Source organism: Nocardia sp. TBRC8007, from assembly GCF_056629435.1.
The window spans coordinates 23,379-45,039 of sequence record NZ_JBWSOR010000013.1 but is presented as its reverse complement, the minus strand read 5'-3'; the positions used below and the strand labels follow the sequence as shown (position 1 = coordinate 45,039).

The window sequence follows — 21,661 nt, the reverse complement described above, 5'->3', positions numbered from 1 at the left end:
ACAGGAAACGAAATCAAAATGTCCGCTGGTACATGTCCCTTTCCGATCGGCGCGGATGCTATCTGTGGCGCCCCGGTACCTCCCCGCCCCGGGCCCGGTCGCCCCCGCACCTACTGTGCCGACCCCAAACACAATGCGGTTGCCCGGCTACGCGCCGACCGCCGCCGCGCCGCCAGCCGCGCCGCGGCGGAGCAACCGCCGGCCCCGCTCGCCGATCAGGTCTCAGCGCTCGCCGCTGCTGTCGACCGGATCGACCGGCTCAAGGCTGAGCTCGCCGCAGAGCTGGCGGACGCCGAGCAGATTGCCGCGGATATCGCCGAGGCGCGTGTCCGGCAGGCCGAGGCCGGTCGTGTCATCGCCGAGCGTGACGCGCACGCCGCCCGGCGAGAGCGTGACGCGGCGCTCGCACTGCGTGACCTCGCCCGCGAGGACGCGACCACGGCCCGCGCCGAGGCAGTCGAGGCCGTCTCGAGGATGCGCGTCGACTGCGACCAGGAGGTCGCGCGGGTCGCCGCGGTGGCCGATGCTCAGGTCGCTCGAGCACTCAGAGATCACTCGTGGCTGGATGACCCATCGCAGGCTGCTGGATAGCCTTGTAGCACACATGCTTACAGGTGGGTCGATCCTGGTGGATGGGGTAGCCTCTCGGCAAGCGCGAGGATAGGAGGGGCACGTGCGTGTCCATCACTTGGATGCCGGGGGTACCCGCCCCTTCGGGGGACGTTTGTTCGACGGTCGGCCGGGGGTGCTGCGTAGGGCTGCCGGAGCGTGTCACTGCTTGCTGATCGAGCACGATACCGGGCTGGCTCTGGTCGATACCGGGTACGGCGAGCAGGCATTGATCCGGCCGGATGTCTGGGTGGGGCAACAACTCATCCGGCAGTCGAATCCAGTTCTCGACCGCCCGATTGTCCGGCAGGTCGAGGCGCTGGGATTCTCCCGCAACGATGTCCGGGATATCGTCGTGACGCATCTCGACCTCGATCACGCGGGCGGGCTAGTCGACTTCCCGCAGGCAACTGTGCACGTCTTCGCCGACGAACTGGATGCGGCTGAGGGCGTGTACGGTCGCCGCGAGGAATTCCGTTACCGCCGAGTGCAGTTCGAGCACGGTCCGAAGTGGTCGACCTACGGCGAGTCCGACAGCCGGACGGAGGGCTGGTTCGGCTTCCAGGCGGTACGCGAATTACAGGGCTTGCCAGCAGGGATCCTGATGGTCCCACTGGTAGGGCACACCCGTGGACATGTGGGTGTCGCCGTAGATACCGGGGATGGCTGGTTGCTGCACGCTGGCGATGCCTACACCTATCACGGCCAGATGAAAAATCCGCCGTCAATGCCGCTGGGGGCGTGGGTATTCCAGCGGTATGTCGATACCCAGCGTGAGCTGCGGGTCGAGAACCAGCAGCGGCTGAGGGAGCTGGCGGCTGATCACGGCGATGAGGTGGCCGTATTCTCCTCCCACTGTGCGACAGAGTTCGAGCGTTGGCAAAATAGGTAGCAGCATTTCCGACGAAATATGAGGAACCCCAGCGCTTCTGCTGGGGTTCCTCGCGCTGTGACTATCCCTGGTCGCTGATGGCGAGAGGGCCTTCGACAGGGGTGAGGTGGTAGATCCACCAGGGCCTTGTGAGCAACTCGTTGACGTCGATCGAGACCCACATGCGGCGTTCCTCCCTCGTCTTGGGATCTCTGATGACCGAGTGCTCGTTGGCGCGGTCCGTGGTCGACAGACTCAGTGGGAGATCGGTGTTCCAAAAATAATCCCACTCGGGTATGCGGTCGCACTCAGCGATGACAGCGTCGACCTCGCTTTGCGGCACAAGACCGGGCGACATCAGCTTCAGTCCCTGGACCAGTAAGTGGGTTTCGAGGTGCCAGTCACCCATGATCCACCGGGCATCTGGATAAGTCATGTTCCACACAATGATATTTCCGCCGGGGATCAGGCCGGGGAATGCCTTGAGGTACCGGCTATTTGCTGCCCGGATTCTGAAAAGTCCGGGCTCGTAGTAGCACGCTGGTCCAGCATAGGATTCCAGAATCCGCAGGTCGCGCGGCTGGAGTGGGGTTTTCCTGCCGAGGGCTGATGGGATGAGATTGGTTCGAGTTTGGCTGAGAATTGTGCGCCCCCACCAGGTGGGTAGCCCCAGTACCTTGATAACCCTTTCGAACGATTCGACACCCAGTGATCTTTTCCCGGACTCCACCCTCCTGATCATGTCTGCACTGAGGCCGACCAGCTTTGCGAGGTCTTCGGGTCTGTCGAGACCTACTTGCAGCCGACGCGTCCGCAGCCATTGGCCGACTTCCCTTTTCGATGTTTCTGTCAACGCTTTCCGCTTCCATCCAGCTCGATGGGACAAGGTGTCCCACGGATATCATTGCGCGGCCTTGACAGATGAGGCCAGCAAACCAACACTCTGACCATGAAATTCGAATAAATTCGTATAAGCGGTATAACCACTGGTTGCGCTGGAGGTAGGCGCGACTCGCGAGTTTCGGCAGATAGCTAGCCGGCCGCTAAGGGGTGGTGAAAGAAACATTCGGCGGGTGATCCGAGGGGAGGATCGACCGCCGTCGCACGGTTTTCAGGGCGAGGTGGAATACGTGAGAATGGCAAATAGCGACGTTACAGCCAGTGTCGTGTGGTTGGATGACTTGGCCGACGTGATCGCGGACGCGAAGCACATGCTGGCCCCGCGGTTCATCCTCGAGGTTCAAGCACGAGGATACGACCCCGTACAGGTACTGAACGACCTAACTCCCGAGTTCCTGCGCCTTTTTCAGTAGTTCCCCCAGTTCGACTCCCAATGCCGCGCTGATCCGCAGCATCTGCGGCATACGCATGGACGACTTGCCGGTCTCGAGCCGGCCAATGGTCTTCTTGCTGATGCCGGTGCGCTCGGCGAGCTCGTCCTGCGTCATCGAGTCCCGTGTCGCCCGAAGCACCACGATCGCCCTGCCGAGCGCGAGATCTAACCTGCGCGCGGCCTCATCCATTTCGTCGCCCTGGACGTTGGGATCGGTGGGTGAGGTATTCATAGTGTCCATTTAAGGGCCAGATCTGGCCTTTCCACAAGTGTGGCAGTCGGGGCATTCTCACGTCCTAATGGTTGCCGAGAGGTCCCTGAGTGACCCTTGCAAGGGACATGTCTGTCTTGCGAAGGGACAAACTTGTCCCTAATGTGGTCAATATGCTCCCCATCAACACGGCGACCGCAGCGGCGGTGCGCGATGCCATCGCACAGGCCGATCGGACCGCGAAGTCCGTTGCCGAGGGCGCGAACATCGCACCGTCGACATGGCAACGCCGCATCCACGGTCGGACCGCATTCACCATGAACGAGCTGAGCCGGATCTCTGCCATCCTCGGCATCAACATCAGCGGCGTGGTCGAGGCGGTCGCGGAGAAACTGCGATGACCTCGAGTGATGAGCTGCGGCTCTACACACTGAGAGAGACCGCCGAGCGTCTGCATGTCTCCGAGGACTGGCTGTTGAAGCGCGTCCGCTCCCGGCGCCTGCCCGCCCGCAAGTCAGGTCGTGACTGGACGTTCGCCGCCGCCGACATTCGCTTCGCAATCGACGCGATGGCGGTACCGGCATCGAGCGAGATCCCCACCGGGGCAACGGAAGTTAACCAAGGTGGTGCCGGACAGTGACCGCCACCGCCAACGAGTTTGAAACGTTCGACCTCAAGCGCGTGTGCGAGCTGACCGGCGCACCCTCGCCCGACTGGTTGACCCGCCGCATCTCCTCCGGCGAACTGACCGCAGTCCTCGCGGGCCGCGTGTGGCGGATGACCCGCAGCGACATGTGCCACCTCGTCACCTACATGCGCCGTGCGGCCGAGCAGCAGATCACCGCCCGCGCCGATGCTCCCGCCGATAAGCCCATCACCTCGGACGCCGCTACTGGCCTGTCCAAACGCAGCGCCGCCCGAATGAAGCGGCGCGCTGCCGCCTGAACTCCCCCGCGGTGGCATGCGCCGAAGCCACCGCAGGGCCGCGTGACCGGCCGGAGGGACCGCCGGGCGAATCCCCTCACGCCCAGCTCTGACCGGACACGCACCACATAACGCCATCCGAAACCGATTGGAGGACCCTATGACCACTGTGCTCGCCGTGGCCGCACTGTGGTCACTCGTCGCCGCCGCAGTCCTGCCCGCTCTGGTGCTCGCGCTCTTCGGGCCCAGCGCTGACGCGGCCCGGCAGCTGCGGCGCATCACCGTGGTCTCGAGCATCCTGCTTGCCTGCATCGCCGTGACTCTCAGTGTGCGGCTGGCGCCGGGCCCGCGACCAGCCTCAGAAACCGCGACGCCCGGCACGAGATCACTCGTGTCGGGCGCCATCCAAGCCGTCACCTCAACCCAGCGCGCCGAGGTGGAGCTCGTCGCGCACGAAGCAACGAAGGAATCATAACGATGACCAGTACCCTCGCGGACGCCGTCGTGTCCGAAGTGCGCACCGCCGCAGTGACCAGGCTGCGTGAGATCTCCCGACATGCCCTCTGGCAGGGCGATACCGACATCGCGGCCGAGCTCGATCGGCTCGCCGATGATCTCGAGGCCACGCATGACCGGATCGGCGGTGCGCGATGATCCCCTGCCGATTCGCAGACGGCACGCCCGTGCACCAGGACGAGGCCGACATGATCATGCGCGCTCTCGGGTGGCAGTCCGCTCATCACGCCGAGCACGTGATCGGTGCCGGCGAGGAGCGCCGCCGACGCGCGTACATCGCGTGCCATGCCGAGGCCGCCGAGGACGGCGATGCCGCGTGACCATCGCACTCTGCAACGTCGTCGTGTATCTCGTCCTGCTCCCGGCGGTCGTGTACCTCGGCGCGTCCGTGCTCGTCCACGAGCTCGCGGCATGGCGTGCCTGCCGTCTCGGTATCGACCTCGACCCGGACCTCGGTGACGAGGACTCCGGTGACGAGCTGCTCGACGATGATCCGGGCGCCGAGTGGGATTGCGCTCGCGCCCGCTGGATCGACCGGCGGGTGGGGGTGAGTGTCGCGTGAGCGACTATCGGACTCGTTTCTATCGCCCCGATGGCCCGATGCACCTGTGGGTGACGCGGCTGATTGATGGGGACACCGAGGTGTTCTTTTGGCGTGACCCGTGCGGCGGCGCCGACACGCTGTGGATGGAGGTCTATGTCGCCGGGGAACCGGTGGCTGGTGCGGCGTTCGGCGCGGGCGCTGTCGAGCGTTTGATCAACTTCATCAGTCGGGAGATACCGCGGTGAGTGACCTGTTCGATGCCCCCGCCCCTGCGATCCCCCGTGACGGGTGGGGCCGGCCGAGGGTGATGGCGCCGGGCGGCGGCAAGCTCACCGCCTACACCCGCTGTACCACCTATGTGAGCGCGCTCGAGGACACCTACAACGTAACCCGCTGGAAGATGCGTCAGGTCGCGCTCGGCCTGGCGGATCGTCCTGATCTGCTGCTGGCGGTATCCGCGCACCGTGACAGCAAGGACGAGTTGAACCGGATCACCGGTGCGGCGATGGAGGCCGCGCGGTCCAGCGCTGCGGCAACCACCGGCACCGCGTTGCACGCGTTGACCGAACGCCGTGACCGTGGCCAGCCGGTCGGCACGCTACCGCTGTCCGCGCAGTGTGATCTCGACGCGTACACGGAAGCCACGAGCGGGCTGAAATACGTTGCCATCGAACAATTCCGCGTGCACGACGACCTCCGTATCGGTGGTACCGCCGACCGTGTCATCGACCTCGGTGACCGGTACGTGATCGGTGATGTGAAGACCGGGGGCATCGAGTTCGGGCTCGGCAAGATTTGTATGCAGCTGGCCGTCTACGCCCACTCGATGCCGTACGACCACCTCAGCCAGCAGCGGACCCCTGATGCGAAACCGATGGATACAGTCCGAGGGCTGATCATCCATCTGCCCGCAGGCGAGGGCGAATGCACCCTGTACTGGGTCGATATCGCTGCCGGGTGGGACGCCGTGCAGTTGGCGACCGCGGTACGCGGATGGCGTGCCCGCAGGAATCTCGCCAGCCCCGCCGACGATCTGACCGGGTACACCGACGCGCAGCGGCCACTGGTCGAACAGGTCGAGGACTTCGACGACCTGGACCGGTTGCGCGCCTGGTATGTCGTCCTCGACCGCCAAGGCTTGGCCGAGGACGCGGTACTGGCCGCGTGCAAGCGGCGCGCAGCGCAGCTACAGGAGGCTACGTCATGAGCAGGCGTGCGATCGATCCACTCGCTAAGTCGGTGACCTGCCGCCACTGCGGGCAGTCGTGTCTGGACATCCGTACGAGCGATGGACTCACCTACCGCCTCGACGGCACAGCGTTGCCGATCGACACAGATCTCCGAGCACTCCGTGAAGCGGGGCGCTTGGTATGGGTGTTCAACAGCTATTTCAGTTGTTGGACAACGAAATTCGGGTTCGAACGCGATTGGCGCGACACCCGTGCAGAACACCGTTGCATCACTGAAGAGAAAGCACACGAATCATGAGTGATCTTTTCGACGCCCCCGGCTCGGCAACCGGCCTGGACCTCAAAAGCATCGAGGGCCGCCTGCTGTTGATCTACCCCAGCAAGCAGGAGGTCGGCATCAACACCGCTCTCGGCGAGAAGGACGCCGTCCGCGCCGACGTCATCGTTCTCGACGGTCCCGGATCGCCGGAAGAGCACAAGGATGTCCTGCTGTTTCCTCGCGTTCTACAGGGGCAGGTGAAGGGCAATATCGGCACCGGTCGCCCCAACCTCGGTCGTCTCGGCAAGGGCGTAGCCAAGCCCGGTCAGCAGGCGCCGTGGAAGCTGGCCGACCCGGTCGACGCCGATAAGGACATCGCCCGCGCCTACCTCAATTCCCAGACCGGGGCGCCGTTCTAGGGCGCCGGATTGGGTCTCGACCATCAGCAATGGCGCTGGTGGTCGGGGCCGAGTTCAGCAGCCCGCGCCCGTCGACATCACCCAGGAGTGCTCGAGGTGTACATCTACTCCACATGCGTTGTGTGCCAGGAAATTCTGATGGTGACCGACGAATTCTCCCCCGCGGTGCACCCGCTCTGCGCAGACCGTTACCAGCCGCCCCACACTGAGCAGCTGCTCGAGAAGTTCCTCACCGCGGTGCTGGCAGGCCAGACGAGCGAGGCCGATCGGATCGAGGCCCTGCTCGAGCGCGCCCGCCAGGCGCCGCCACGACTGGCCGACGCCGCCCTCGTCTACGCCTCCTGGGGGTGGCCGGTGTTCCCGCTGCGCCCCGGTGACAAGGCACCGGCCACCCGCCACGGGTTCAAGGACGCCACGACCGATGTCGCGCGGATCCGCGCCTGGTGGGCAGCGATGCCCACCGCCAATATCGGACTGCCGACCGGGGGCGCGTTCGATGTGATCGACGTCGACCCGGCGGGGTGGCCGGCGTGGCGGGAAATGGTCGCCGCCGCAGCGCTCCCGCGCCTGCACGGCATGGTGGCCACCCCCCGTGGTGGCGTGCACGCCTATATCGAGCCCACTGGCGGCGGGAACCTCGCGGGCGTCAAACCGGGCGTCGACTTCCGTGGCGGCGGCGGTTATGTCGTCGCCCCACCATCGGTGAGGTCCGGTGCGGGACAGTGGAGGTGGCGGGTGAAGCCCTCACCGGCCATCGTCAAAGCCACGGTCGGTTCGGTCACCGCGTGAGTTTGCACCCATTCCAACAGCTACTCGTCGACGCCGGACTACTCGACGCATCGGCGTCACCGGCTCGACTGACCATCACGATGCCTACCGCCGCGGCGGGAGACCCAGCTGCGGCCCGGTATGCGACTGCCGCATTGCGTGACGAATGCGACCGCGTCTCGACCGCTTCCGAAGGCACTCGCAACCACACGCTCAACAATGCCGCGTTCTCTATCGGCCAACTGGTCTCCGGCGGCTACCTCGCCGAAGATACGGCCCTCGACGCGCTCACCGCCGCGGCCCGCGCCGCCGGACTCGGTGACAACGAAATCGCGCAGACCGCACCGCGGGCGCTGCGTGATGGTGGCCGGTACCCGCGCGAGGTGAAACTCGGTCCGCCCGAGGATGTGAAAGCCGCATACGTGCTCACCGAAACCACCGCCGAGCACCCTGGCGCTGACGCCTTGGACACCATCCACCGGGGACAGGCACGCATCGCGTACCGGCTCGCGCATGCCTACGCTGGGCGACTGCTGCACGTCTCCGGGCTCGGCTGGCACTCGTGGGACGGCAGCCGCTGGATCCGTGACGAGACCGGCGCAGCCACCCGAGCCGTGCTCGATGTGTTGCGCCGCGCTCTGGCCGACAGCGTCGACGACAAAGACCTGCGCACTGACGTCCGTAAATGCGAAACCGCCAGTGGCATCAACGGAGTACTGTCCATCGCCGGGGCCCTGGAGTCGATGACAGCCATCGTCTCCGACCTCGACGCCGACCCTTACCTGCTCAACGTCGCCAACGGCACCCTCGACCTGCGTACCGGTCAACTGCGTGCCCACGACCCCGCCGACCGGATCACGAAAATCTGCGCAGGCGCCTACCGGCCGCACGAACAGTCGCAGCGGTGGAGCGAGTTCCTGGCTCGCGTCCTGCCCGACGCTGAGGTGCGCGGATTCGTGCAACGCCTGGTCGGGGTCGGCCTACTCGGCCGCGTCGCCGAACATGTCCTGCCGATCTTCACAGGCACCGGAGCGAACGGGAAATCGGTGTTCTGCAAAGCCATCGGATATACGCTCGGCGATTACGCCTCGACCGCCGAACCCGATCTGTTCATGGCCCGCCCCGGCGCCCATCCCACCGGCGAAATGGACCTGCTCGGCCGCCGCTGGATCGTGGTCAGCGAATCCGACAAAGGTCGCCACCTTGCCGAAGCCACCATGAAACGGCTCACCGGTGGCGACGTCATCCGTGCCCGCCGAATGCGCCAAGACTTCGTCGAATTCGTCCCTAGCCACACCGCCGTACTGGTCACCAACCATCTTCCTGCGGTGTCCGGCGACGACAAAGCCGTATGGCGGCGGTTGCGTGTCGTGCCGTTCGATGTGGTGATCCCGCCCGAGGAACGTGACCCGAAACTCGACGAAGCGCTGCAATTGGCCGCTGACGCCATCCTCACCTGGGCTGTGCACGGCTACCGCGAATGGTCGCACCACGGGCTCGACGAACCCGCCGCGGTACGTGGTGCCACCGACCGCTACCGCGTCGACTCCGACGCGGTAGCGCGGTTCGTCGGAGAGTGCTGCATCGTCAACCCGCTCATGTACGCCACCCCTAGTGAGTTCCATACCGCATACCAGGAATGGGCGCGAGAGGACGGCGCAGATTCCTTGACGCTCAAAGCGTTCTCACAAGCAATGGCCGAACAGGGCTACAAGGTCACCAAATCCAATGGCCGCCGTCTGATCCGTGGTCTCGGCTTACTGGTGCGTGATGGGGGAGACGATGACTAGCCATCAGGGACGCATTCACCTCGACAGGGACGCATCAGGGACGCATCAGGGACGCATCTCAACGCTCCCGTTGTCAGTGTTCATCCAGGTAGAAACTGTTTTCAACCCAAACAGGGACGCAAGGGACGCATTTTCCGCCTATCACAACCGTGAACACCTACACGCGCCCGCGCATACACGCGCGCCCGCGCAAAGCGTCAATACCAACTCATGCGTCCCTTGCGTCCCTGTCGACCAAAAACAGCAGGTCAAAACACAAAAAACACAGGGACGCATCCAGGGACGCATCCGTCCCTGCCTCTTCAACACCCCCGTGGCCTGCGCTAACGCACCACCCGACAGGGACGCATCAGGGACGCATCCATCCACCACCCGCCCCTAGGACACCAATGCCCACACCGATCGTCATCACCACCACCGAACAGCTCGACACGCTCGGATTCGCCTGCGTCATCCGCGAGATCCCCAGCGATCCACTGGAGTTCTACCCACAGATCTGGGAAATGGATTACGAGATGGGTTGGGTGCGAGCCGGACACATGTTCGATCCAGCCGACTGCACACCTACACTACCGGTCCACCTCCTGTGGCACAGCGACGCATCAGCGGAGGCCGACCATGGCTGATGTCGAGATCACCGTCTACGGCCGCCCCGGCTGCCAGCAATGCCGCATGACCACTCGTCACCTCGACCAGGCGCGCGTGCCCTACACCTACCGCGATGTCGACGCCGACCAGGCTGCCCGCGATCTCGTCACCCTGCTCGGCTACTCGTCGCTGCCGGTCGTGGTGGCCGGGGATGTGCACTGGTGTGGGTTCCGGCACGCACAGCTCGACCGCCTCGCTGAGATCCACAGTGTGGCAGCAGATATCGCTGGTCTCGATACTGACGCTGAGCGGTACCTCACCGGCGACAACACCGAGTGGGTCATGGGTGAGGCGAAGTGACCGCCCAGACGACACTCGCACCGTTGTTCGTGCCCGGCGCCGCCGCCCCTCAGGGCAGCAAGCGGCACGTCGGTGGCGGGCGCATGGTCGAGTCCTCGAAATCGGTCGGCCCGTGGCGTGAACGCGTCGCGCTGGCCGTCCATACCGCAGGCTGGCCGTTGCTCGACGGTGCCGTGGTAGTGCACCTCGAGTTCGTTCTGCCCAGACCGAAATCGGCGCCGAAGACGTACACACCGCCAGCCGCCAAAAGGCCCGATATCGACAAGCTCGCCCGCGCGGTACTCGACGCGCTGACCGGCGTTGCGATCCGAGACGACTCGCAGGTGATCGACCTGCGCAGCCGGAAACGGCTCGCGGAGATCACCGAGACACCCGGCGTGTGGATCACCGTCACCAGTCCGACTGAGGAAGTGTGATCATGGGCGACACGGCGTTCATCCAGGACTACGAGCTGAAACTCTTGATCCGTTTACTGCGCGCCATCCCGAACCTTGCTACCGACCTCGGTGTCACCGTGACCAAGCAAGCTCGCATGGGCGATATCAGGCGCGGTCACCAAGCACAGAAGGCGTTCGGGCAGCCACTGCCGTACAACGTCGACGCCGCGAATATCGCCGATGAGCTGCACACCGCGCTCGTTGGATGGGTGCGACTGGTGTGTGAGCAGCGTGCGATCACCTACGCCGGACCAGCGGGCACACCGAGCCTCGCCAGATGGCTCAACCGTCACATCTACGCCTTGGCGATGACCGAAGGCGCGCATGACTGCTATCCGGAGTTGAAGGCGCTCACCGACCGAGTCGAGTGGATCGTATGTCCGCCCGCTCAGCCGATCGTCATCGACGCCGACCGAGTCACCCAAGCACGGCGGATGCTACTCAGTGCATCCGGAATAGCCACTCTCACAAAGGAGCTTGGAGAGGAATACCGGAACCTCACCCGCCGTCGTGTGTTTGTGCTCAAGGAAGCCGGAGAGATCCAGCCCGTACCGGGGCCGTGGCGTCCGGACTGGCCGGTGCTGTTTTGCGTAGGTGACGTGCTGGACGCCCACCTGCGGTTACCGATCCGAACCCGGCACACAAGAGCAAGCTGACCTGCGGCGCAACCCTTACGGACAGTCGGTTTGCTATGCTGAGCGCGTAGCGCGTGAACTGTCTGCGCATCCAATGGTGCATCACGCATCGCTCTGAAAACCCGAATCAGAGGGCTATCGGCTGCTGTGCGCTGCAATCCTTATCCCTCGAAGTTCCGCAGCCTAGAACGGCGCGGTCTGCACGGTTCTAGTCCGTTCGAGGGCAACCCATCTGATACCTGATGAATGGAGTAGTCATGCTGTCCACCATGTCCGCTGCCGTGTCCAATGTGATCGACCGGGAAGATATCGCCGCGCTGATCGTCGCCTTGATCAACGTCTTCATCTGACCCGTGCCTGCCGCGCGCTCGGGTGGTCAGCACCGCGACACGACCACCCGAGACCGGCATCGGGCCATCATCGCCCGCACCAAGCCACCATGTGGCATCTGCGGGCATGAGATCGACTACAGCGCGCCGTATCTCGACCCGGGCGAGTATGTGGTCGATCACATCGTGCCGCTCGCCCAGGGTGGCGCCGACACCCTGGATAACAAGCAGGCCGCGCACCGGCGCTGCAACGCGGTGAAGTCCGATCGGATGCCTGACGAGATGCCAGCAAACATTCGGGTATTCGTCACCGACCGCACCTGGTGAGCTGTTCGGGGGTGGGGGAGGTACCCCACCCGGCCCCGGACTTGCGGCTCTCGGCATAGGCGCTCTTCTTTACCTGGGCTTTTTCCACAGGGCTAGGAGGCTCGCTATGGCCGCTCGTACCCGTAGCAAGGCCTCAACAGGCACCGATTCGACCACCCCAGCGGCCACGCCGCGGCGCTCTAAACCTGCTGGCAGGCGGGGCAAGTCCGTGGTTACCGCCGCGTCGGCCGGCACCCGGCTCGATCTGCTGGAAGCGATGCGCGATCGGTGTGCTGAGGCCATCGACAACCCGGGCACCGCGGCGCGGGACCTGGCCGCGCTGGTGCGTCGGCTGCAAGACATCTCCCGCGAGATCGAGGACATCCGCACCGCCGCGGCCGAGGATGACATCGGTCAGGCCGCCAAGACACCCGATGAGCCCTGGGACGAGTCGGCTATCTGAGGTCGCCCGGCATGTCGTCGTCCCGGAGGGCATCGTCTCGACCGGATGGCCGGCGGTCCGCGACACCTGCGCGGGCCTGGGCCTGGGATTCGACACATGGCAGGACGGCGCCGGACGGCTGATCCTGGCCAAGCGTGCGGACGGACTGTATGCCGCGGACACTGTCGCGATTTCGATCCCGCGCCAGGTCGGCAAAACGTACCTGATCGGCGCCATCGTGTTCGCGCTGTGCGTGATCTTCCCTGGGCTGACCGTGATTTGGACGGCGCACCGGTTCAAGACCGCGCGCGAGACGTTCAACAGCATGCGGGGCTTGGCCACTCGCCGCCGGATGGCTGGGCACGTCGAGAAAGTTGTTCTCGCCGCCGGTGACGAGGCCGTCGTTTTCCGCAACGGGAGCCGGATCCTGTTCGGCGCCAGAGAACGCGGGTTCGGCCGAGGCTTCACCGAGGTCGATGTCCTGGTTCTCGACGAGGCGCAAATCCTCGGCGAGGCCGCCATGGACGACATGATCCCGGCCACCAACGCCGCCTGCAATCCGCTGATTCTCATGACCGGCACCCCGCCTAAGCCCACCGACGCGGGTGAAGTGTTCACCTCGATCCGCGAGGATGCGCTCGACGGTGACGCCGAGGACACCATCTATATCGAGCTGTCGGCCGATCGCGGCGCTGATATCCGTGACCGGGCGCAGTGGCGCAAGGCGAACCCCAGCTATCCACATCGCACGTCCGAGCGGGCGATACTGCGCATGCTGAAGAACCTGAGCGAGGACTCGTTCCGACGCGAGGGCCTGGGGATCTGGGATGAGATCTCGCGGTATCGGGCCGTGGTGAAAGCCGCTGCGTGGAAAGCACTCGCCGCAGCGGGCCCGGAGGACGGGACGCGCCCGAACGCGCTGGGTGTGGACATGTCCCACGCCGGGCAGATCTCGATCTCGGCGTGCTGGCTCACCGGCGAGTACGCCCACCTCGAGGAGGTCTGGGCGGGCATCGACGAGGATGCCGCGGTGGCGTGGCTCAACGCGCGCACCACCATACGCATCCCCATCGTTATCGACGGTAATTCGCCTGCCGCGTCGATGATTCCGGCGTTGCGCGCGCGTCGGCGCACCGTGCGACAGACCGGGCCGTTGGACATGATCAAGGCCTGCGGTCAACTGGTCGGCAAGATCCGCGGTCACCGCCTCACTCATGCCGGACAGTCCGCGGTCGATGACGCTATGGAGGGCGGACGTAAACGCCCGATCGGCACCGCCGGCGGGTGGGGTTGGGACCGTCGCGACGAAACAGTGTGCATCGCGCCGATTGTCGCGATGACTCTGGCGCTGCTGGGCGCCTCGACCACCAAACCCGCCACCGGCACCGGCCGCGGCGCACGAACATCCAGGACAGGACGGTGACCACCATGGATCGGATCGTCCTCGAGGACCTGGACGACGACGAGAACGTCACCCTGAATCGTCTCCTGGCCCAGGTAGAGCAAAAAACACACCGCAACCTGCTGCGCCAGTGCTTCTATGACGGCAAGTACGCCATCGACCGTGTCAGCGGCGTGGTTCCACCGGAGTACTACCGCCTCGGCGTGGTGCTCGGCTGGTCGGCCAAAGCGGTCGACACCCTCGCACGTCGCTGCAATCTCGACGGGTTCTTCTGGCCCGATGGGGATCTCGATGCTCTGGGCTGGCGCGAGATCTGGGACGCCAACCGACTGGATACCGAACTATCGGCCGCGGGTGTGTCGTCGCTGATTCACGCGGTCGCATTCCTGATCAACACCACCGGCGATCCAAAGACCAGCGAACCTGCCTCGCTTATTCACGCGAAAACCGCGCTAGATGCGACCGGCGAATGGAACGGGCGCGCGCGTCGGCTGGACAGCTGCCTGTCGATCACCGACCGCAACCCGGAGACTGGCGACCCGACCGGGCTGGCGCTGTATCTGCCGGGGGTCACCGTCACCGCGGTGCACGACGGGGGTGTGTGGGCTTCTGACCGGACAACGCACCCGTGGGGTATGCCAGTCGAGCCGCTGGTTTATCGGTATCGGCACGGGCGCCCGATGGGCTCCTCGCGGATCTCGCGGACTGTGATGTCGCTGCATCGCAGCGCGATTCGGACCTCGATCCGCCTCGAGGGGCATGCCGACGTGTTCAGCTTCCGCGAGCTGGTGATCCTCGGCGCGGATGGCAGCGCGTTTAAGGACGCGAGCGGCAATCCGATGGCGCCGTGGGAAGTGCGCATGGGCCGCGTAAAAGGTCTGCCCGACGACGACAACGCGGTCAATCCGCGCGCTGCACTACAGGTGATCGAGGCTGCCTCGCCTGAGCCCCATCTCGCGATGCTGCGCCAGCAGGCGCAACTGTTTTCCGGCGAGACATCCATCCCACTCACCTCGTTGGGCGTGTCGGACATGAGCAACCCGACCTCCGCTGACGCCTATGTCGCCTCGCGTGAGGACTTGATCGCCGAGGCCGAGGGCACGACCGACGATTGGACGCCCGCGATACGGCGCACCATGATCCGTGCGCTGGCCATCGCCCACGGCGAGCGCGGGATCCCCGCCGCCTGGTCGACGATCGATGCCAAGTGGCGCTCACCGGTCTATCTGTCGCGCGCCGCGCAAGCCGACGCCGGCATGAAACAGCTGACTGCGATTCCGTGGCTGGCCGAGACCGATGTCGGTTTGGAACTGGTCGGGCTGACCGAGCAGCAGATCCGCCGCGCGCGTGCCGACCGCCGGCGCGCGAGTATCGCCAACATCCTCCCGCAGCTGACCGCTGCCAAGTCGTCGACGGCGTCCACCGCGCCTGCGCAGGAGACACCGACCGAATGACCGTGTCACCGACCGAGCGGCAATACATTCTGTCGCAGATCGGGCAGCTCGCCGAGGAGCAGGTCTCGGTGTTGTGGGCGCGCGCGGCTGAGCTGTCCTCGGTGGACTTCGCCGAGTTCGTTGTGGCGGCGTTCCCGGATCTGGTGGACCCGTTCGCCGCGCTAGCGGCTGACACCGCCGCCACCTGGTATGACGACAGTCCTTCACCGACTGGGTATGTCGCTCAGCCGGGACCGTTGCCGGTCGCTGAGCAGATGGCCGCCTCGGCGACGTGGGCGTTGGGCGCCGATGGCCTCGACGGTTTGGCGCGGCTGAAGGGCACCACTCAGCGCGTGGTATTCGACAGCGCTCGCAGCACGGTTCTGCACAACGTCGACCAGGAGCCCGGATCGCGCTGGGCTCGACATGCCAGCGCGAGCGCGTGTGCGTTCTGCGCGCTCATGGCCTCACGCGGTGCGGTCTACACCTCGAAAGCCGCCGCCGAGAAGGTGGTTGGTCGCGGTAAAGAGATGTCGCTTATGGACCGACGCATCCGTGCTGCTGGGGGAACCCGACGTGCCAGCGGGGCAATTGCTGCGGGTGGCGCCAAAACACGCGGTAGCCGCGGGTTGGGCGGGAAATACCACGACCACTGTCACTGCATCGCCGTCGAGGTCCGCCCCGGGCAGACATACACCCCGCCCGAGTATGTCCAGGCGTGGGACGAGGCCTATATCCGCGCAACCCGTGAGACGCCTCGTGTCGGCAGATACGGCGCGATCGACACGAAAGCCGTGCTCGCGCACATGCGCGCGGGCATGAAACAACAGCGCGCCGACAGCAAGGTTGATGGACCCGACAGCAGTCCCGCCGCACCCGCACCGACCGCGCACCCACAGACGCATGCACCGACACCGGCCGAGCCCGCGCCCGCGGCCGAGGCGCCGGCGAAGAAGCCGCGGAAGGCCTCGCCGTATGCCGGTCAAACAACCGATGACCTGCTCGACAGGTTCGCAGCCAAGGCTGAGCGCGGCGAAATCGACGACGAGTTCGACGTGCTCGAGGCCGAGATCCAGCGCCGCGAGACCCGCGCGCGAGCTGCCCGCGAGAAGCGCGCCGCTGCCCGCGATGCGAAACAACAGGCCCAGAGCGATGAATACGACCGGTTGATCGACGAGGGAATCGACCACGAGACCGCAGTCGCGAAGGCCTACAGGGTGCCGATCCCCGAGCAGCGGCGCATCAATGCGCGGTCATGGCTGGCCGGCCTCGGCTACACCGGCAAGGGCCTGGACGACCAGATCCGTGCATGGCATAAGGATGAGGTCTACCGGGCGTGGCTCGCCGCCGAAGACGCCACCAACGGATATGCGCTCAGCAAGGCCGGCCAGCGCGCAGGCGTGGATCCGCGGGCGCTGTGGAGTATGCCCGAGGACCGGGCCCGTAAATACGCATCCGAGGAACTGCGCGGATGGTGGGATGAGAACGGCCGCGTGACGAAGGCCGAACTGAAGGCCCAGCTACTCGACCCGGTCGAACTGGCCCGGATCCAATCGCGCAGAAGGGATTACCTCCAGTGAGCAGCGAGGAATACCGTGCCGCGCATGCTGCGGGCCGCGCCGCATTCGACGCCGGAGAGCCACCCACCGCGAACCCGTACACCGCAGCGACCCGCGAAGGCCTGTCGTACCGGGACATCGTCGCCGACCGCCTCGACCCAGTCGAAGCCAATCCGCGTGCTGTCGCGTTGGCGCGGCTGTGGCTGGCCGGATGGCGATCCGGTCTCACCGACGCCGAGGCCTCCCGCAGCTAGCGGGACCTACCGACCATCTCGGCCGAAACGGCTGGGACACACCCGAAACGGGAGAAATCGCCATGTCCGAAACCATGTCCGAGGTCACCGAAACGGAGACCACGAATACCACCAAGCAGGACGAGACCGAAACGGTCGGCGACCTGAAAACCGCGCTCGCCAAATCCAAGGAGCACGCCCGGACCTGGGAGAAGCGCGCCAAGGACAACGCCGGCGCGGCCAAGCGCCTGGCTGAGATCGAGGAATCGCAGAAATCCGAGGCCCAGAAAGCGGCCGACCGTCTCGCTAAAGCCGACGCCGATATCGCTGCGATCCCGGCGAAGGTCGCCGAATCGCTGCGCGAGCACCTGGTCGAGCTGCACGGCATCCCTAGCGAGGACGCCGAGCTGTTCCTCACTAGCGATACGCCCGAGCTGCTGCTCAAGCAGGCGGCCCGACTGGTCGGGCAGCAGAAGGACAACAAGACCAAGAAGAACCATGTGCCCCGCGAGGGCCAGGCCGTGACCAAATCCGACAGCCCCGAACGTGCATTCACGCGTGAGCTGTTCGGCACCGGGTCATGACCCCGACGTAGGAGGACTCCACCATGGCCGTATTCGGCACTGGCAACCTCAAGAACCTGCCGCGCACCATCGCTGATGGCATGGTCAAGGACGCCAAGACCACTTCGACGATTGCCCAGCTGTCCGGCCGTGAGGCTCAGCGGTTTGGCACCGTCGACATCATCACCTTCAATGACTATCCGAAAGCCGAGTTTGTCGACGAGGGTGCCGACAAGGCTTCCACTACCGGTGGGTTCGACTTCGTGACCGCCAAGCCACACAAGGCTCAGGTCACCATGCGGTTCAACGAAGAGGTGCAATGGGCTGATGAGGACCACCAACTCGGCGTGCTCAAGGAACTGTCCGAAGCCGGGGCGATCGCACTGTCGCGCGCACTGGACCTGGGCCTGTACTACCGCATCAACCCGCTGACCGGCACCGCCATCACCAGCTGGACCAACTACCTCAACCAGACCACCAAGCGCGTGGAGATCACTGCGTCCAGTGCACCCGACCTCGACGTCGAGACCGCGGTCGGTCTGCTGGTCACCGCACAGAAATCGGTCACCGGTATCGCGTTCGATCCGTCGTTCGCGTGGAAGCTGGCCACCGTCCGCTACCCGGACGGCCGCAAGAAGTTCCCCGACCTCGGATTCGGTGTGAACTTGTCGAGCTACGAAGGCCTGCGCGCTTCGGTGGGTGACACCGTGTCCGGTCAGCCGGAGGCCGCGGACACCAAGATCCGCGCGATCGTGGGTGACTTCCGGTCAGGGATCCGCTGGGGTGTCCAGCGCGAGATCCCGATCGAGCTGATCAAGTACGGCGACCCGGACGGGCAGGGTGATCTGAAGCGGAAGAACCAGATCGCTCTGCGGCTCGAGATCGTCTACGGCTGGTATGTGTTCACCGACCGGTTCGCCGTGATCGAGGACGCTGTCGCGTAATGCCTCGACTGAAGAACACCCGGACAGGCAGCGTCGTGAACGTCGATGACGACATGGCGCGCCTGCTCGGCTCGGAATGGGAACCCGTAGACCCGCCGCAGGCGCCGCCGACACGCGCGCGGCGCAAGCCCGCACCGAAGAGCGAGGACTGATGGGTGATTTCATCAGCACGACCGATCTGACGCCGTTCACGACTATTACCACCGCCAAGGCCGAGGCGATGATCGCCGACGCCGAAGCAATGGCCAAACTGGTCGCCCCGTGCATCACCACAACAGGATTCGCGCACACCGGCGCTGTGAAAGCCATTCTGCGGGCAGCGATTCTGCGGTGGGCCGACATGGGGTCCGGTGCGATCACCGCCCAGACAGCCGGCCCGTTCTCGCAGACCATTGATACCAGCAAACCGCGGCGATCGCTGTTCTGGCCGAGTGAGATCGAACAGTTGCAGGGCATGTGCACACCCTCGGGCAGCGGCAACGCCTACAGCGTGGACACCATCCCAACCGCCGGCGCGATCGTGCACGCCGACATCTGTTCGCTGAATTTCGGTGGCAAGCACTGCTCGTGTGGCGCGATCCTGACACAAGGACTTCCGCTGTATGGGTAGCATCCCGCTGCCGTTTGTCGTGGGGCATCGCGCCTACCTCGGCGCAGGGGAGGATGCGCACGGCAACGAGATACCGACATGGGCGGAGCCTGTTTCGGTGGGTGCGTTCTGGTGGACGCCGTCGTCGAGCGAGCCCGCGCTCACCGGCCATGACCGGGTGATCGTCGACCGGGTGATGGTCGTCGACTCGGCCACCGTGGTCGGCGCCCGCGACCGTGTGCTCATCGAGGGCGACACGTGGGAAGTGATCGCCGAGGCCGAGGACTACGACCACGGCCCGTTCGGGTTCCGCCCGGGCCGCAGGCCGGTGAACCTCCGGAAGGTGGACGGATGATCTCGAGGATCACGGTGCACACCGACCGATTCGAGGAGCTGCGGCGCGATCCTGGAGTCGTCGCGCATCTCACCGAGGCGGCCGAGAAGATCGCCGCACACGCGCGAGCGATCTCCGGCGTCGACGGGTATCTCGCCGTGTCGGGCGAAGGCGCCACCCGCGACCGTGCCGCGGTCGTGACCACCTCGGCCGAAGCGGTGCGCGACAACGCCCGCAACCACACGCTGATCCGGAGCATGGACGCCGGCCGATGACCGCGATTGTGTTCGGCGATATCGAGGCCGCGGTCGTGGCGTGGGGCAAGGCCGTGTTTCCTGCGCACGGCATCACAGCCAAGATCGCCACCAAGATGCCGCCATCCCGGCCATTGCCGTTCGTGCGGGTGGCCTCCGGCGGAGGTACGCGTCGCGACGTGATCACCGACCGGCCGCGCGTGATCTTCGAATGCTGGGACATCAGCGCACCCGCCGCATCGCAGTTGGCGCGGCAGGTACGTGCACTCATCGGCGCTGCGGCCCCCGGCCGTATCGGGGGCGCGTGGTGCGACCTGGTCATCGACGCCGGACTCGCGGCATCCCCGGATCCCGATACCGGCACACCCCGCTATCTAGTGACGGTCGAGCTGCACGTCACCGGCGCGCCACTCTGACCCGGCACGCCCACAAACACAAATCAGACCTGCGCAAACCCCTGAAAGGACCCTGTCATGGCTGTGGCAAACAGCAACCTCATCGGCGCCGGTACCCCAGTCGCGACCGGCGGCATCCTGGTCGCCCCGGTAGGCTCCACCCTTCCGACCACCTCGGACGCCGCCCCCGATCCGGCGTTTCTGCGACTGGGCTACGTCAGCGAGGACGGACTCGAATCGCAGGGCACCCGGTCGGTCGAGCCCATCAAGGACTGGAACGCCGACATCATCGTCCAGTTGCAGACCGAGCACTCGGTCCGATTCGGGTTCACTTTGTACTCGTATTGGGACGAGGACGTCCTCAAAGAAGTCTTCGGCGCGGACAATGTCATCCCGACCGCGGCGACCCAGACCACCGGCAAGCTGTACAAGATAACCGAGACCGGTAGTCCGCTGCCGCGCCGCTCTTGGATCTTCGATATGGCGCACGAGGCCAAGAAGCTGCGCATCGTGCTGCCCAACGCTCAAATTTCCGAGGTCAAAGAAGGCAAATTCACCAGCAAGGAACTCGCCAGCTTCGCTCTCACGGTCGAGGCCTTCAAGGACGCCACCGGCGTGAAGGCATACCGCTACCTCAACGACGGCGTCACTACCGCGTCATAACCCCCTCAGTGTTGGCGGGTCTCCCCTTCGCACAGGCTTGCCCGCTATCACTGAGGCCTTGTGCTGTGAAAGCCTGCGCCGGATGAAAGGTCTGCGTATGCCTGCCAGGAAGCCCCGCACCGACAAGCCCGACCGTGTCCGCGAGGACTACGTCAAGGACGTGAGCGGTGTCGAGATCGTCCTCCCGTCGTTGTCGTACCTCAAGCCAGGTCTGGTTCGTCGGATCCGGCGCATGAACGACGTCGACGCGATGTACACACTGCTCGAGATGGTCCTGTCCGAGGATCAACTCGGCGTGCTCGACGACATGGAGCCCAGCGCCTACGAGGAATTCCTTGAGGGGTGGCGCGTCCATTCCGGTATCGCTCTGGGGGAATCTTCGGCCTCGATGCGCTGATCGAAAAGCGTAGCGAGGCAGTCGAATATGACCTCATCGACCGTGGCTTACGGTTGCGTCAACTCGGCAGCGATGTACTGAGCTGGCGTGACCTGCGCGCGATCATCGCATGGCTGCCCGCGGACTCCGCCATCACCCGCGCGGCACGCCCCGAAGAGTGGGCATGGGGCATCGGGGAACACCTGCTCGCCGATATCGCCGATTCTCTGCACTGGTTGGTGTGGGCGAAGACTGAAGCCGCGCAACGTGGGCGCGGGCGACCGCAATCGATCCCCCGCCCGGGACTCACGCCCCGCGGCGAACGATTGGGCGATACGCCCATACCCCTCAGCGACATGGACGCGTTCCTGGGCTGGGAGTAGGG

Annotated in this window: 37 protein-coding genes; 35 read left to right on the top strand and 2 right to left on the bottom strand. The window is 65.3% G+C overall.

Going from position 1 to position 21,661, the window contains the following annotated elements:
- Positions 1–18 precede the first annotated feature (18 nt).
- Both ACX4ZE_RS13120 and ACX4ZE_RS13115 read left to right on the top strand, forming a co-directional pair.
- Entirely contained in the window at positions 19–591 is a 573-nt protein-coding gene (locus tag ACX4ZE_RS13120; RefSeq protein WP_480273676.1) for a hypothetical protein, read from the top strand.
- A gap of 82 nt (positions 592–673) precedes the next feature.
- Positions 674–1,501, top strand: a complete 828-nt coding sequence (locus ACX4ZE_RS13115; protein ID WP_480273675.1) for an MBL fold metallo-hydrolase — start codon at positions 674–676, stop codon at positions 1,499–1,501.
- Positions 1,502–1,562: 61 nt separating this feature from the next.
- On the opposite strand, the gene ACX4ZE_RS13110 is transcribed toward ACX4ZE_RS13115, so the two are convergent.
- Entirely contained in the window at positions 1,563–2,333 is a 771-nt protein-coding gene (locus ACX4ZE_RS13110; protein ID WP_480273674.1) for a helix-turn-helix domain-containing protein, read from the bottom strand.
- Between the two features lie 427 nt (positions 2,334–2,760).
- The gene (locus tag ACX4ZE_RS13105; RefSeq protein WP_480273673.1) at positions 2,761–3,045 is read right to left on the bottom strand and encodes a helix-turn-helix transcriptional regulator; all 285 of its coding nucleotides are present in this window, start codon (positions 3,043–3,045) and stop codon (positions 2,761–2,763) included.
- Positions 3,046–3,197: 152 nt separating this feature from the next.
- Here ACX4ZE_RS13105 and ACX4ZE_RS13100 point away from each other — a divergent pair, with 152 nt between their 5' ends.
- The 33 genes from ACX4ZE_RS13100 to ACX4ZE_RS12940 all read left to right on the top strand — a co-directional run bounded on the left by ACX4ZE_RS13100 (position 3,198) and on the right by ACX4ZE_RS12940 (position 21,659).
- A complete protein-coding gene (locus tag ACX4ZE_RS13100) occupies positions 3,198–3,425 on the top strand; it encodes a helix-turn-helix domain-containing protein (protein ID WP_480273672.1) in 228 nt (75 codons plus the stop codon).
- Positions 3,422–3,664 (top strand): helix-turn-helix domain-containing protein, encoded by a 243-nt coding sequence (locus ACX4ZE_RS13095; protein ID WP_480273671.1) that lies wholly within the window; start codon positions 3,422–3,424, stop codon positions 3,662–3,664. The genes ACX4ZE_RS13100 and ACX4ZE_RS13095 overlap by 4 nt, the downstream gene beginning before the upstream one ends.
- Positions 3,661–3,969 carry a hypothetical protein gene (locus ACX4ZE_RS13090; RefSeq protein ID WP_480273670.1) on the top strand — a complete coding sequence of 103 codons (309 nt, stop codon included), beginning with the start codon at positions 3,661–3,663 and terminating at the stop codon, positions 3,967–3,969. The genes ACX4ZE_RS13095 and ACX4ZE_RS13090 overlap by 4 nt, the downstream gene beginning before the upstream one ends.
- Positions 3,970–4,108: 139 nt before the next feature.
- Entirely contained in the window at positions 4,109–4,423 is a 315-nt protein-coding gene (locus ACX4ZE_RS13085) for a hypothetical protein (RefSeq protein WP_480273669.1), read from the top strand.
- A gap of 2 nt (positions 4,424–4,425) precedes the next feature.
- Entirely contained in the window at positions 4,426–4,602 is a 177-nt protein-coding gene (locus tag ACX4ZE_RS13080; RefSeq protein WP_480273668.1) for a hypothetical protein, read from the top strand.
- Positions 4,599–4,784, top strand: coding sequence for a hypothetical protein (locus tag ACX4ZE_RS13075; protein ID WP_480273667.1), 186 nt, complete (start codon positions 4,599–4,601; stop codon positions 4,782–4,784). Before ACX4ZE_RS13080 ends, ACX4ZE_RS13075 begins: the two co-directional genes overlap by 4 nt.
- Entirely contained in the window at positions 4,781–5,026 is a 246-nt protein-coding gene (locus tag ACX4ZE_RS13070) for a hypothetical protein (RefSeq protein ID WP_480273666.1), read from the top strand. Before ACX4ZE_RS13075 ends, ACX4ZE_RS13070 begins: the two co-directional genes overlap by 4 nt.
- The gene (locus ACX4ZE_RS13065) at positions 5,023–5,253 is read left to right on the top strand and encodes a hypothetical protein (protein WP_480273665.1); all 231 of its coding nucleotides are present in this window, start codon (positions 5,023–5,025) and stop codon (positions 5,251–5,253) included. Before ACX4ZE_RS13070 ends, ACX4ZE_RS13065 begins: the two co-directional genes overlap by 4 nt.
- Complete coding sequence (locus ACX4ZE_RS13060; RefSeq protein ID WP_480273664.1) at positions 5,250–6,215, top strand: hypothetical protein; 966 nt, start codon at positions 5,250–5,252, stop codon at positions 6,213–6,215. The genes ACX4ZE_RS13065 and ACX4ZE_RS13060 overlap by 4 nt, the downstream gene beginning before the upstream one ends.
- Complete coding sequence (locus ACX4ZE_RS13055) at positions 6,212–6,496, top strand: hypothetical protein (protein WP_480273663.1); 285 nt, start codon at positions 6,212–6,214, stop codon at positions 6,494–6,496. The genes ACX4ZE_RS13060 and ACX4ZE_RS13055 overlap by 4 nt, the downstream gene beginning before the upstream one ends.
- On the top strand, positions 6,493–6,876 hold the full coding sequence (locus tag ACX4ZE_RS13050) for a hypothetical protein (protein ID WP_480273662.1): 384 nt from the start codon (positions 6,493–6,495) through the stop codon (positions 6,874–6,876). The genes ACX4ZE_RS13055 and ACX4ZE_RS13050 overlap by 4 nt, the downstream gene beginning before the upstream one ends.
- A 138-nt stretch (positions 6,877–7,014) precedes the next feature.
- On the top strand, positions 7,015–7,665 hold the full coding sequence (locus ACX4ZE_RS13045) for a bifunctional DNA primase/polymerase (protein WP_480273661.1): 651 nt from the start codon (positions 7,015–7,017) through the stop codon (positions 7,663–7,665).
- A 401-nt stretch (positions 7,666–8,066) separates the two neighbouring features.
- On the top strand, positions 8,067–9,434 hold the full coding sequence (locus ACX4ZE_RS13040) for a DNA primase family protein (RefSeq protein WP_480273722.1): 1,368 nt from the start codon (positions 8,067–8,069) through the stop codon (positions 9,432–9,434).
- A 389-nt stretch (positions 9,435–9,823) separates the two neighbouring features.
- Positions 9,824–10,060: a hypothetical protein gene (locus ACX4ZE_RS13035; RefSeq protein ID WP_480273660.1), complete on the top strand. Its 237-nt coding sequence runs from the start codon at positions 9,824–9,826 to the stop codon at positions 10,058–10,060.
- Positions 10,053–10,382 carry a glutaredoxin family protein gene (locus tag ACX4ZE_RS13030; protein WP_480273659.1) on the top strand — a complete coding sequence of 110 codons (330 nt, stop codon included), beginning with the start codon at positions 10,053–10,055 and terminating at the stop codon, positions 10,380–10,382. The genes ACX4ZE_RS13035 and ACX4ZE_RS13030 overlap by 8 nt, the downstream gene beginning before the upstream one ends.
- Positions 10,379–10,798 carry a RusA family crossover junction endodeoxyribonuclease gene (locus ACX4ZE_RS13025; protein ID WP_480273658.1) on the top strand — a complete coding sequence of 140 codons (420 nt, stop codon included), beginning with the start codon at positions 10,379–10,381 and terminating at the stop codon, positions 10,796–10,798. Before ACX4ZE_RS13030 ends, ACX4ZE_RS13025 begins: the two co-directional genes overlap by 4 nt.
- A gap of 2 nt (positions 10,799–10,800) precedes the next feature.
- Positions 10,801–11,475: a hypothetical protein gene (locus ACX4ZE_RS13020; protein ID WP_480273657.1), complete on the top strand. Its 675-nt coding sequence runs from the start codon at positions 10,801–10,803 to the stop codon at positions 11,473–11,475.
- A gap of 332 nt (positions 11,476–11,807) precedes the next feature.
- The gene (locus tag ACX4ZE_RS13015) at positions 11,808–12,110 is read left to right on the top strand and encodes an HNH endonuclease (RefSeq protein WP_480273656.1); all 303 of its coding nucleotides are present in this window, start codon (positions 11,808–11,810) and stop codon (positions 12,108–12,110) included.
- Between the two features lie 106 nt (positions 12,111–12,216).
- Positions 12,217–12,552 (top strand): hypothetical protein, encoded by a 336-nt coding sequence (locus ACX4ZE_RS13010; RefSeq protein WP_480273655.1) that lies wholly within the window; start codon positions 12,217–12,219, stop codon positions 12,550–12,552.
- Positions 12,524–13,954: a terminase gene (locus ACX4ZE_RS13005; RefSeq protein WP_480273654.1), complete on the top strand. Its 1,431-nt coding sequence runs from the start codon at positions 12,524–12,526 to the stop codon at positions 13,952–13,954. Before ACX4ZE_RS13010 ends, ACX4ZE_RS13005 begins: the two co-directional genes overlap by 29 nt.
- Before the next feature lie 5 nt (positions 13,955–13,959).
- Complete coding sequence (locus ACX4ZE_RS13000) at positions 13,960–15,387, top strand: phage portal protein (RefSeq protein WP_480273721.1); 1,428 nt, start codon at positions 13,960–13,962, stop codon at positions 15,385–15,387.
- Positions 15,384–16,946 (top strand): VG15 protein, encoded by a 1,563-nt coding sequence (locus ACX4ZE_RS12995; RefSeq protein WP_480273653.1) that lies wholly within the window; start codon positions 15,384–15,386, stop codon positions 16,944–16,946. The genes ACX4ZE_RS13000 and ACX4ZE_RS12995 overlap by 4 nt, the downstream gene beginning before the upstream one ends.
- Positions 16,943–17,179, top strand: coding sequence for a hypothetical protein (locus ACX4ZE_RS12990; protein WP_480273652.1), 237 nt, complete (start codon positions 16,943–16,945; stop codon positions 17,177–17,179). The genes ACX4ZE_RS12995 and ACX4ZE_RS12990 overlap by 4 nt, the downstream gene beginning before the upstream one ends.
- 74 nt (positions 17,180–17,253) lie before the next feature.
- On the top strand, positions 17,254–17,742 hold the full coding sequence (locus tag ACX4ZE_RS12985) for a hypothetical protein (protein ID WP_480273651.1): 489 nt from the start codon (positions 17,254–17,256) through the stop codon (positions 17,740–17,742).
- A 23-nt stretch (positions 17,743–17,765) separates the two neighbouring features.
- Entirely contained in the window at positions 17,766–18,665 is a 900-nt protein-coding gene (locus ACX4ZE_RS12980) for a phage major capsid protein (protein ID WP_480273650.1), read from the top strand.
- A complete protein-coding gene (locus ACX4ZE_RS12975; protein WP_480273649.1) occupies positions 18,665–18,817 on the top strand; it encodes a DUF7302 family protein in 153 nt (50 codons plus the stop codon). The genes ACX4ZE_RS12980 and ACX4ZE_RS12975 overlap by 1 nt, the downstream gene beginning before the upstream one ends.
- A complete protein-coding gene (locus ACX4ZE_RS12970) occupies positions 18,817–19,275 on the top strand; it encodes a hypothetical protein (RefSeq protein ID WP_480273648.1) in 459 nt (152 codons plus the stop codon). Before ACX4ZE_RS12975 ends, ACX4ZE_RS12970 begins: the two co-directional genes overlap by 1 nt.
- Positions 19,268–19,609 carry a hypothetical protein gene (locus tag ACX4ZE_RS12965; protein ID WP_480273647.1) on the top strand — a complete coding sequence of 114 codons (342 nt, stop codon included), beginning with the start codon at positions 19,268–19,270 and terminating at the stop codon, positions 19,607–19,609. Before ACX4ZE_RS12970 ends, ACX4ZE_RS12965 begins: the two co-directional genes overlap by 8 nt.
- Positions 19,606–19,863 carry a hypothetical protein gene (locus ACX4ZE_RS12960; RefSeq protein WP_480273646.1) on the top strand — a complete coding sequence of 86 codons (258 nt, stop codon included), beginning with the start codon at positions 19,606–19,608 and terminating at the stop codon, positions 19,861–19,863. The genes ACX4ZE_RS12965 and ACX4ZE_RS12960 overlap by 4 nt, the downstream gene beginning before the upstream one ends.
- Entirely contained in the window at positions 19,860–20,258 is a 399-nt protein-coding gene (locus ACX4ZE_RS12955; protein ID WP_480273645.1) for a hypothetical protein, read from the top strand. The genes ACX4ZE_RS12960 and ACX4ZE_RS12955 overlap by 4 nt, the downstream gene beginning before the upstream one ends.
- A gap of 57 nt (positions 20,259–20,315) precedes the next feature.
- Positions 20,316–20,900, top strand: a complete 585-nt coding sequence (locus ACX4ZE_RS12950) for a phage tail tube protein (protein WP_480273644.1) — start codon at positions 20,316–20,318, stop codon at positions 20,898–20,900.
- 97 nt (positions 20,901–20,997) lie between these two features.
- The gene (locus tag ACX4ZE_RS12945) at positions 20,998–21,297 is read left to right on the top strand and encodes a hypothetical protein (RefSeq protein ID WP_480273643.1); all 300 of its coding nucleotides are present in this window, start codon (positions 20,998–21,000) and stop codon (positions 21,295–21,297) included.
- Positions 21,243–21,659 carry a DUF5361 domain-containing protein gene (locus ACX4ZE_RS12940; protein WP_480273642.1) on the top strand — a complete coding sequence of 139 codons (417 nt, stop codon included), beginning with the start codon at positions 21,243–21,245 and terminating at the stop codon, positions 21,657–21,659. Before ACX4ZE_RS12945 ends, ACX4ZE_RS12940 begins: the two co-directional genes overlap by 55 nt.
- Positions 21,660–21,661 lie beyond the last annotated feature (2 nt).

What these genes read in the sequence shown, in the direction of transcription:
- ACX4ZE_RS13120 (WP_480273676.1), top strand. Translation starts at nt 19, where the DNA reads ATGTCCGCTGGTACATGTCCCTTTCCGATCGGCGCGGATGCTATCTGT.
- ACX4ZE_RS13105 (WP_480273673.1), bottom strand. Translation starts at nt 3,045, where the DNA reads ATGAATACCTCACCCACCGATCCCAACGTCCAGGGCGACGAAATGGAT.
- ACX4ZE_RS13100 (WP_480273672.1), top strand. Translation starts at nt 3,198, where the DNA reads ATGCTCCCCATCAACACGGCGACCGCAGCGGCGGTGCGCGATGCCATC.
- ACX4ZE_RS13095 (WP_480273671.1), top strand. Translation starts at nt 3,422, where the DNA reads ATGACCTCGAGTGATGAGCTGCGGCTCTACACACTGAGAGAGACCGCC.
- ACX4ZE_RS13085 (WP_480273669.1), top strand. Translation starts at nt 4,109, where the DNA reads ATGACCACTGTGCTCGCCGTGGCCGCACTGTGGTCACTCGTCGCCGCC.
- ACX4ZE_RS13080 (WP_480273668.1), top strand. Translation starts at nt 4,426, where the DNA reads ATGACCAGTACCCTCGCGGACGCCGTCGTGTCCGAAGTGCGCACCGCC.
- ACX4ZE_RS13075 (WP_480273667.1), top strand. Translation starts at nt 4,599, where the DNA reads ATGATCCCCTGCCGATTCGCAGACGGCACGCCCGTGCACCAGGACGAG.
- ACX4ZE_RS13055 (WP_480273663.1), top strand. Translation starts at nt 6,212, where the DNA reads ATGAGCAGGCGTGCGATCGATCCACTCGCTAAGTCGGTGACCTGCCGC.
- ACX4ZE_RS13050 (WP_480273662.1), top strand. Translation starts at nt 6,493, where the DNA reads ATGAGTGATCTTTTCGACGCCCCCGGCTCGGCAACCGGCCTGGACCTC.
- ACX4ZE_RS13045 (WP_480273661.1), top strand. Translation starts at nt 7,015, where the DNA reads ATGGTGACCGACGAATTCTCCCCCGCGGTGCACCCGCTCTGCGCAGAC.
- ACX4ZE_RS13035 (WP_480273660.1), top strand. Translation starts at nt 9,824, where the DNA reads ATGCCCACACCGATCGTCATCACCACCACCGAACAGCTCGACACGCTC.
- ACX4ZE_RS13030 (WP_480273659.1), top strand. Translation starts at nt 10,053, where the DNA reads ATGGCTGATGTCGAGATCACCGTCTACGGCCGCCCCGGCTGCCAGCAA.
- ACX4ZE_RS13020 (WP_480273657.1), top strand. Translation starts at nt 10,801, where the DNA reads ATGGGCGACACGGCGTTCATCCAGGACTACGAGCTGAAACTCTTGATC.
- ACX4ZE_RS13010 (WP_480273655.1), top strand. Translation starts at nt 12,217, where the DNA reads ATGGCCGCTCGTACCCGTAGCAAGGCCTCAACAGGCACCGATTCGACC.
- ACX4ZE_RS13005 (WP_480273654.1), top strand. Translation starts at nt 12,524, where the DNA reads ATGAGCCCTGGGACGAGTCGGCTATCTGAGGTCGCCCGGCATGTCGTC.
- ACX4ZE_RS13000 (WP_480273721.1), top strand. Translation starts at nt 13,960, where the DNA reads ATGGATCGGATCGTCCTCGAGGACCTGGACGACGACGAGAACGTCACC.
- ACX4ZE_RS12995 (WP_480273653.1), top strand. Translation starts at nt 15,384, where the DNA reads ATGACCGTGTCACCGACCGAGCGGCAATACATTCTGTCGCAGATCGGG.
- ACX4ZE_RS12985 (WP_480273651.1), top strand. Translation starts at nt 17,254, where the DNA reads ATGTCCGAGGTCACCGAAACGGAGACCACGAATACCACCAAGCAGGAC.
- ACX4ZE_RS12980 (WP_480273650.1), top strand. Translation starts at nt 17,766, where the DNA reads ATGGCCGTATTCGGCACTGGCAACCTCAAGAACCTGCCGCGCACCATC.
- ACX4ZE_RS12975 (WP_480273649.1), top strand. Translation starts at nt 18,665, where the DNA reads ATGCCTCGACTGAAGAACACCCGGACAGGCAGCGTCGTGAACGTCGAT.
- ACX4ZE_RS12970 (WP_480273648.1), top strand. Translation starts at nt 18,817, where the DNA reads ATGGGTGATTTCATCAGCACGACCGATCTGACGCCGTTCACGACTATT.
- ACX4ZE_RS12965 (WP_480273647.1), top strand. Translation starts at nt 19,268, where the DNA reads ATGGGTAGCATCCCGCTGCCGTTTGTCGTGGGGCATCGCGCCTACCTC.
- ACX4ZE_RS12960 (WP_480273646.1), top strand. Translation starts at nt 19,606, where the DNA reads ATGATCTCGAGGATCACGGTGCACACCGACCGATTCGAGGAGCTGCGG.
- ACX4ZE_RS12955 (WP_480273645.1), top strand. Translation starts at nt 19,860, where the DNA reads ATGACCGCGATTGTGTTCGGCGATATCGAGGCCGCGGTCGTGGCGTGG.
- ACX4ZE_RS12950 (WP_480273644.1), top strand. Translation starts at nt 20,316, where the DNA reads ATGGCTGTGGCAAACAGCAACCTCATCGGCGCCGGTACCCCAGTCGCG.
- ACX4ZE_RS12945 (WP_480273643.1), top strand. Translation starts at nt 20,998, where the DNA reads ATGCCTGCCAGGAAGCCCCGCACCGACAAGCCCGACCGTGTCCGCGAG.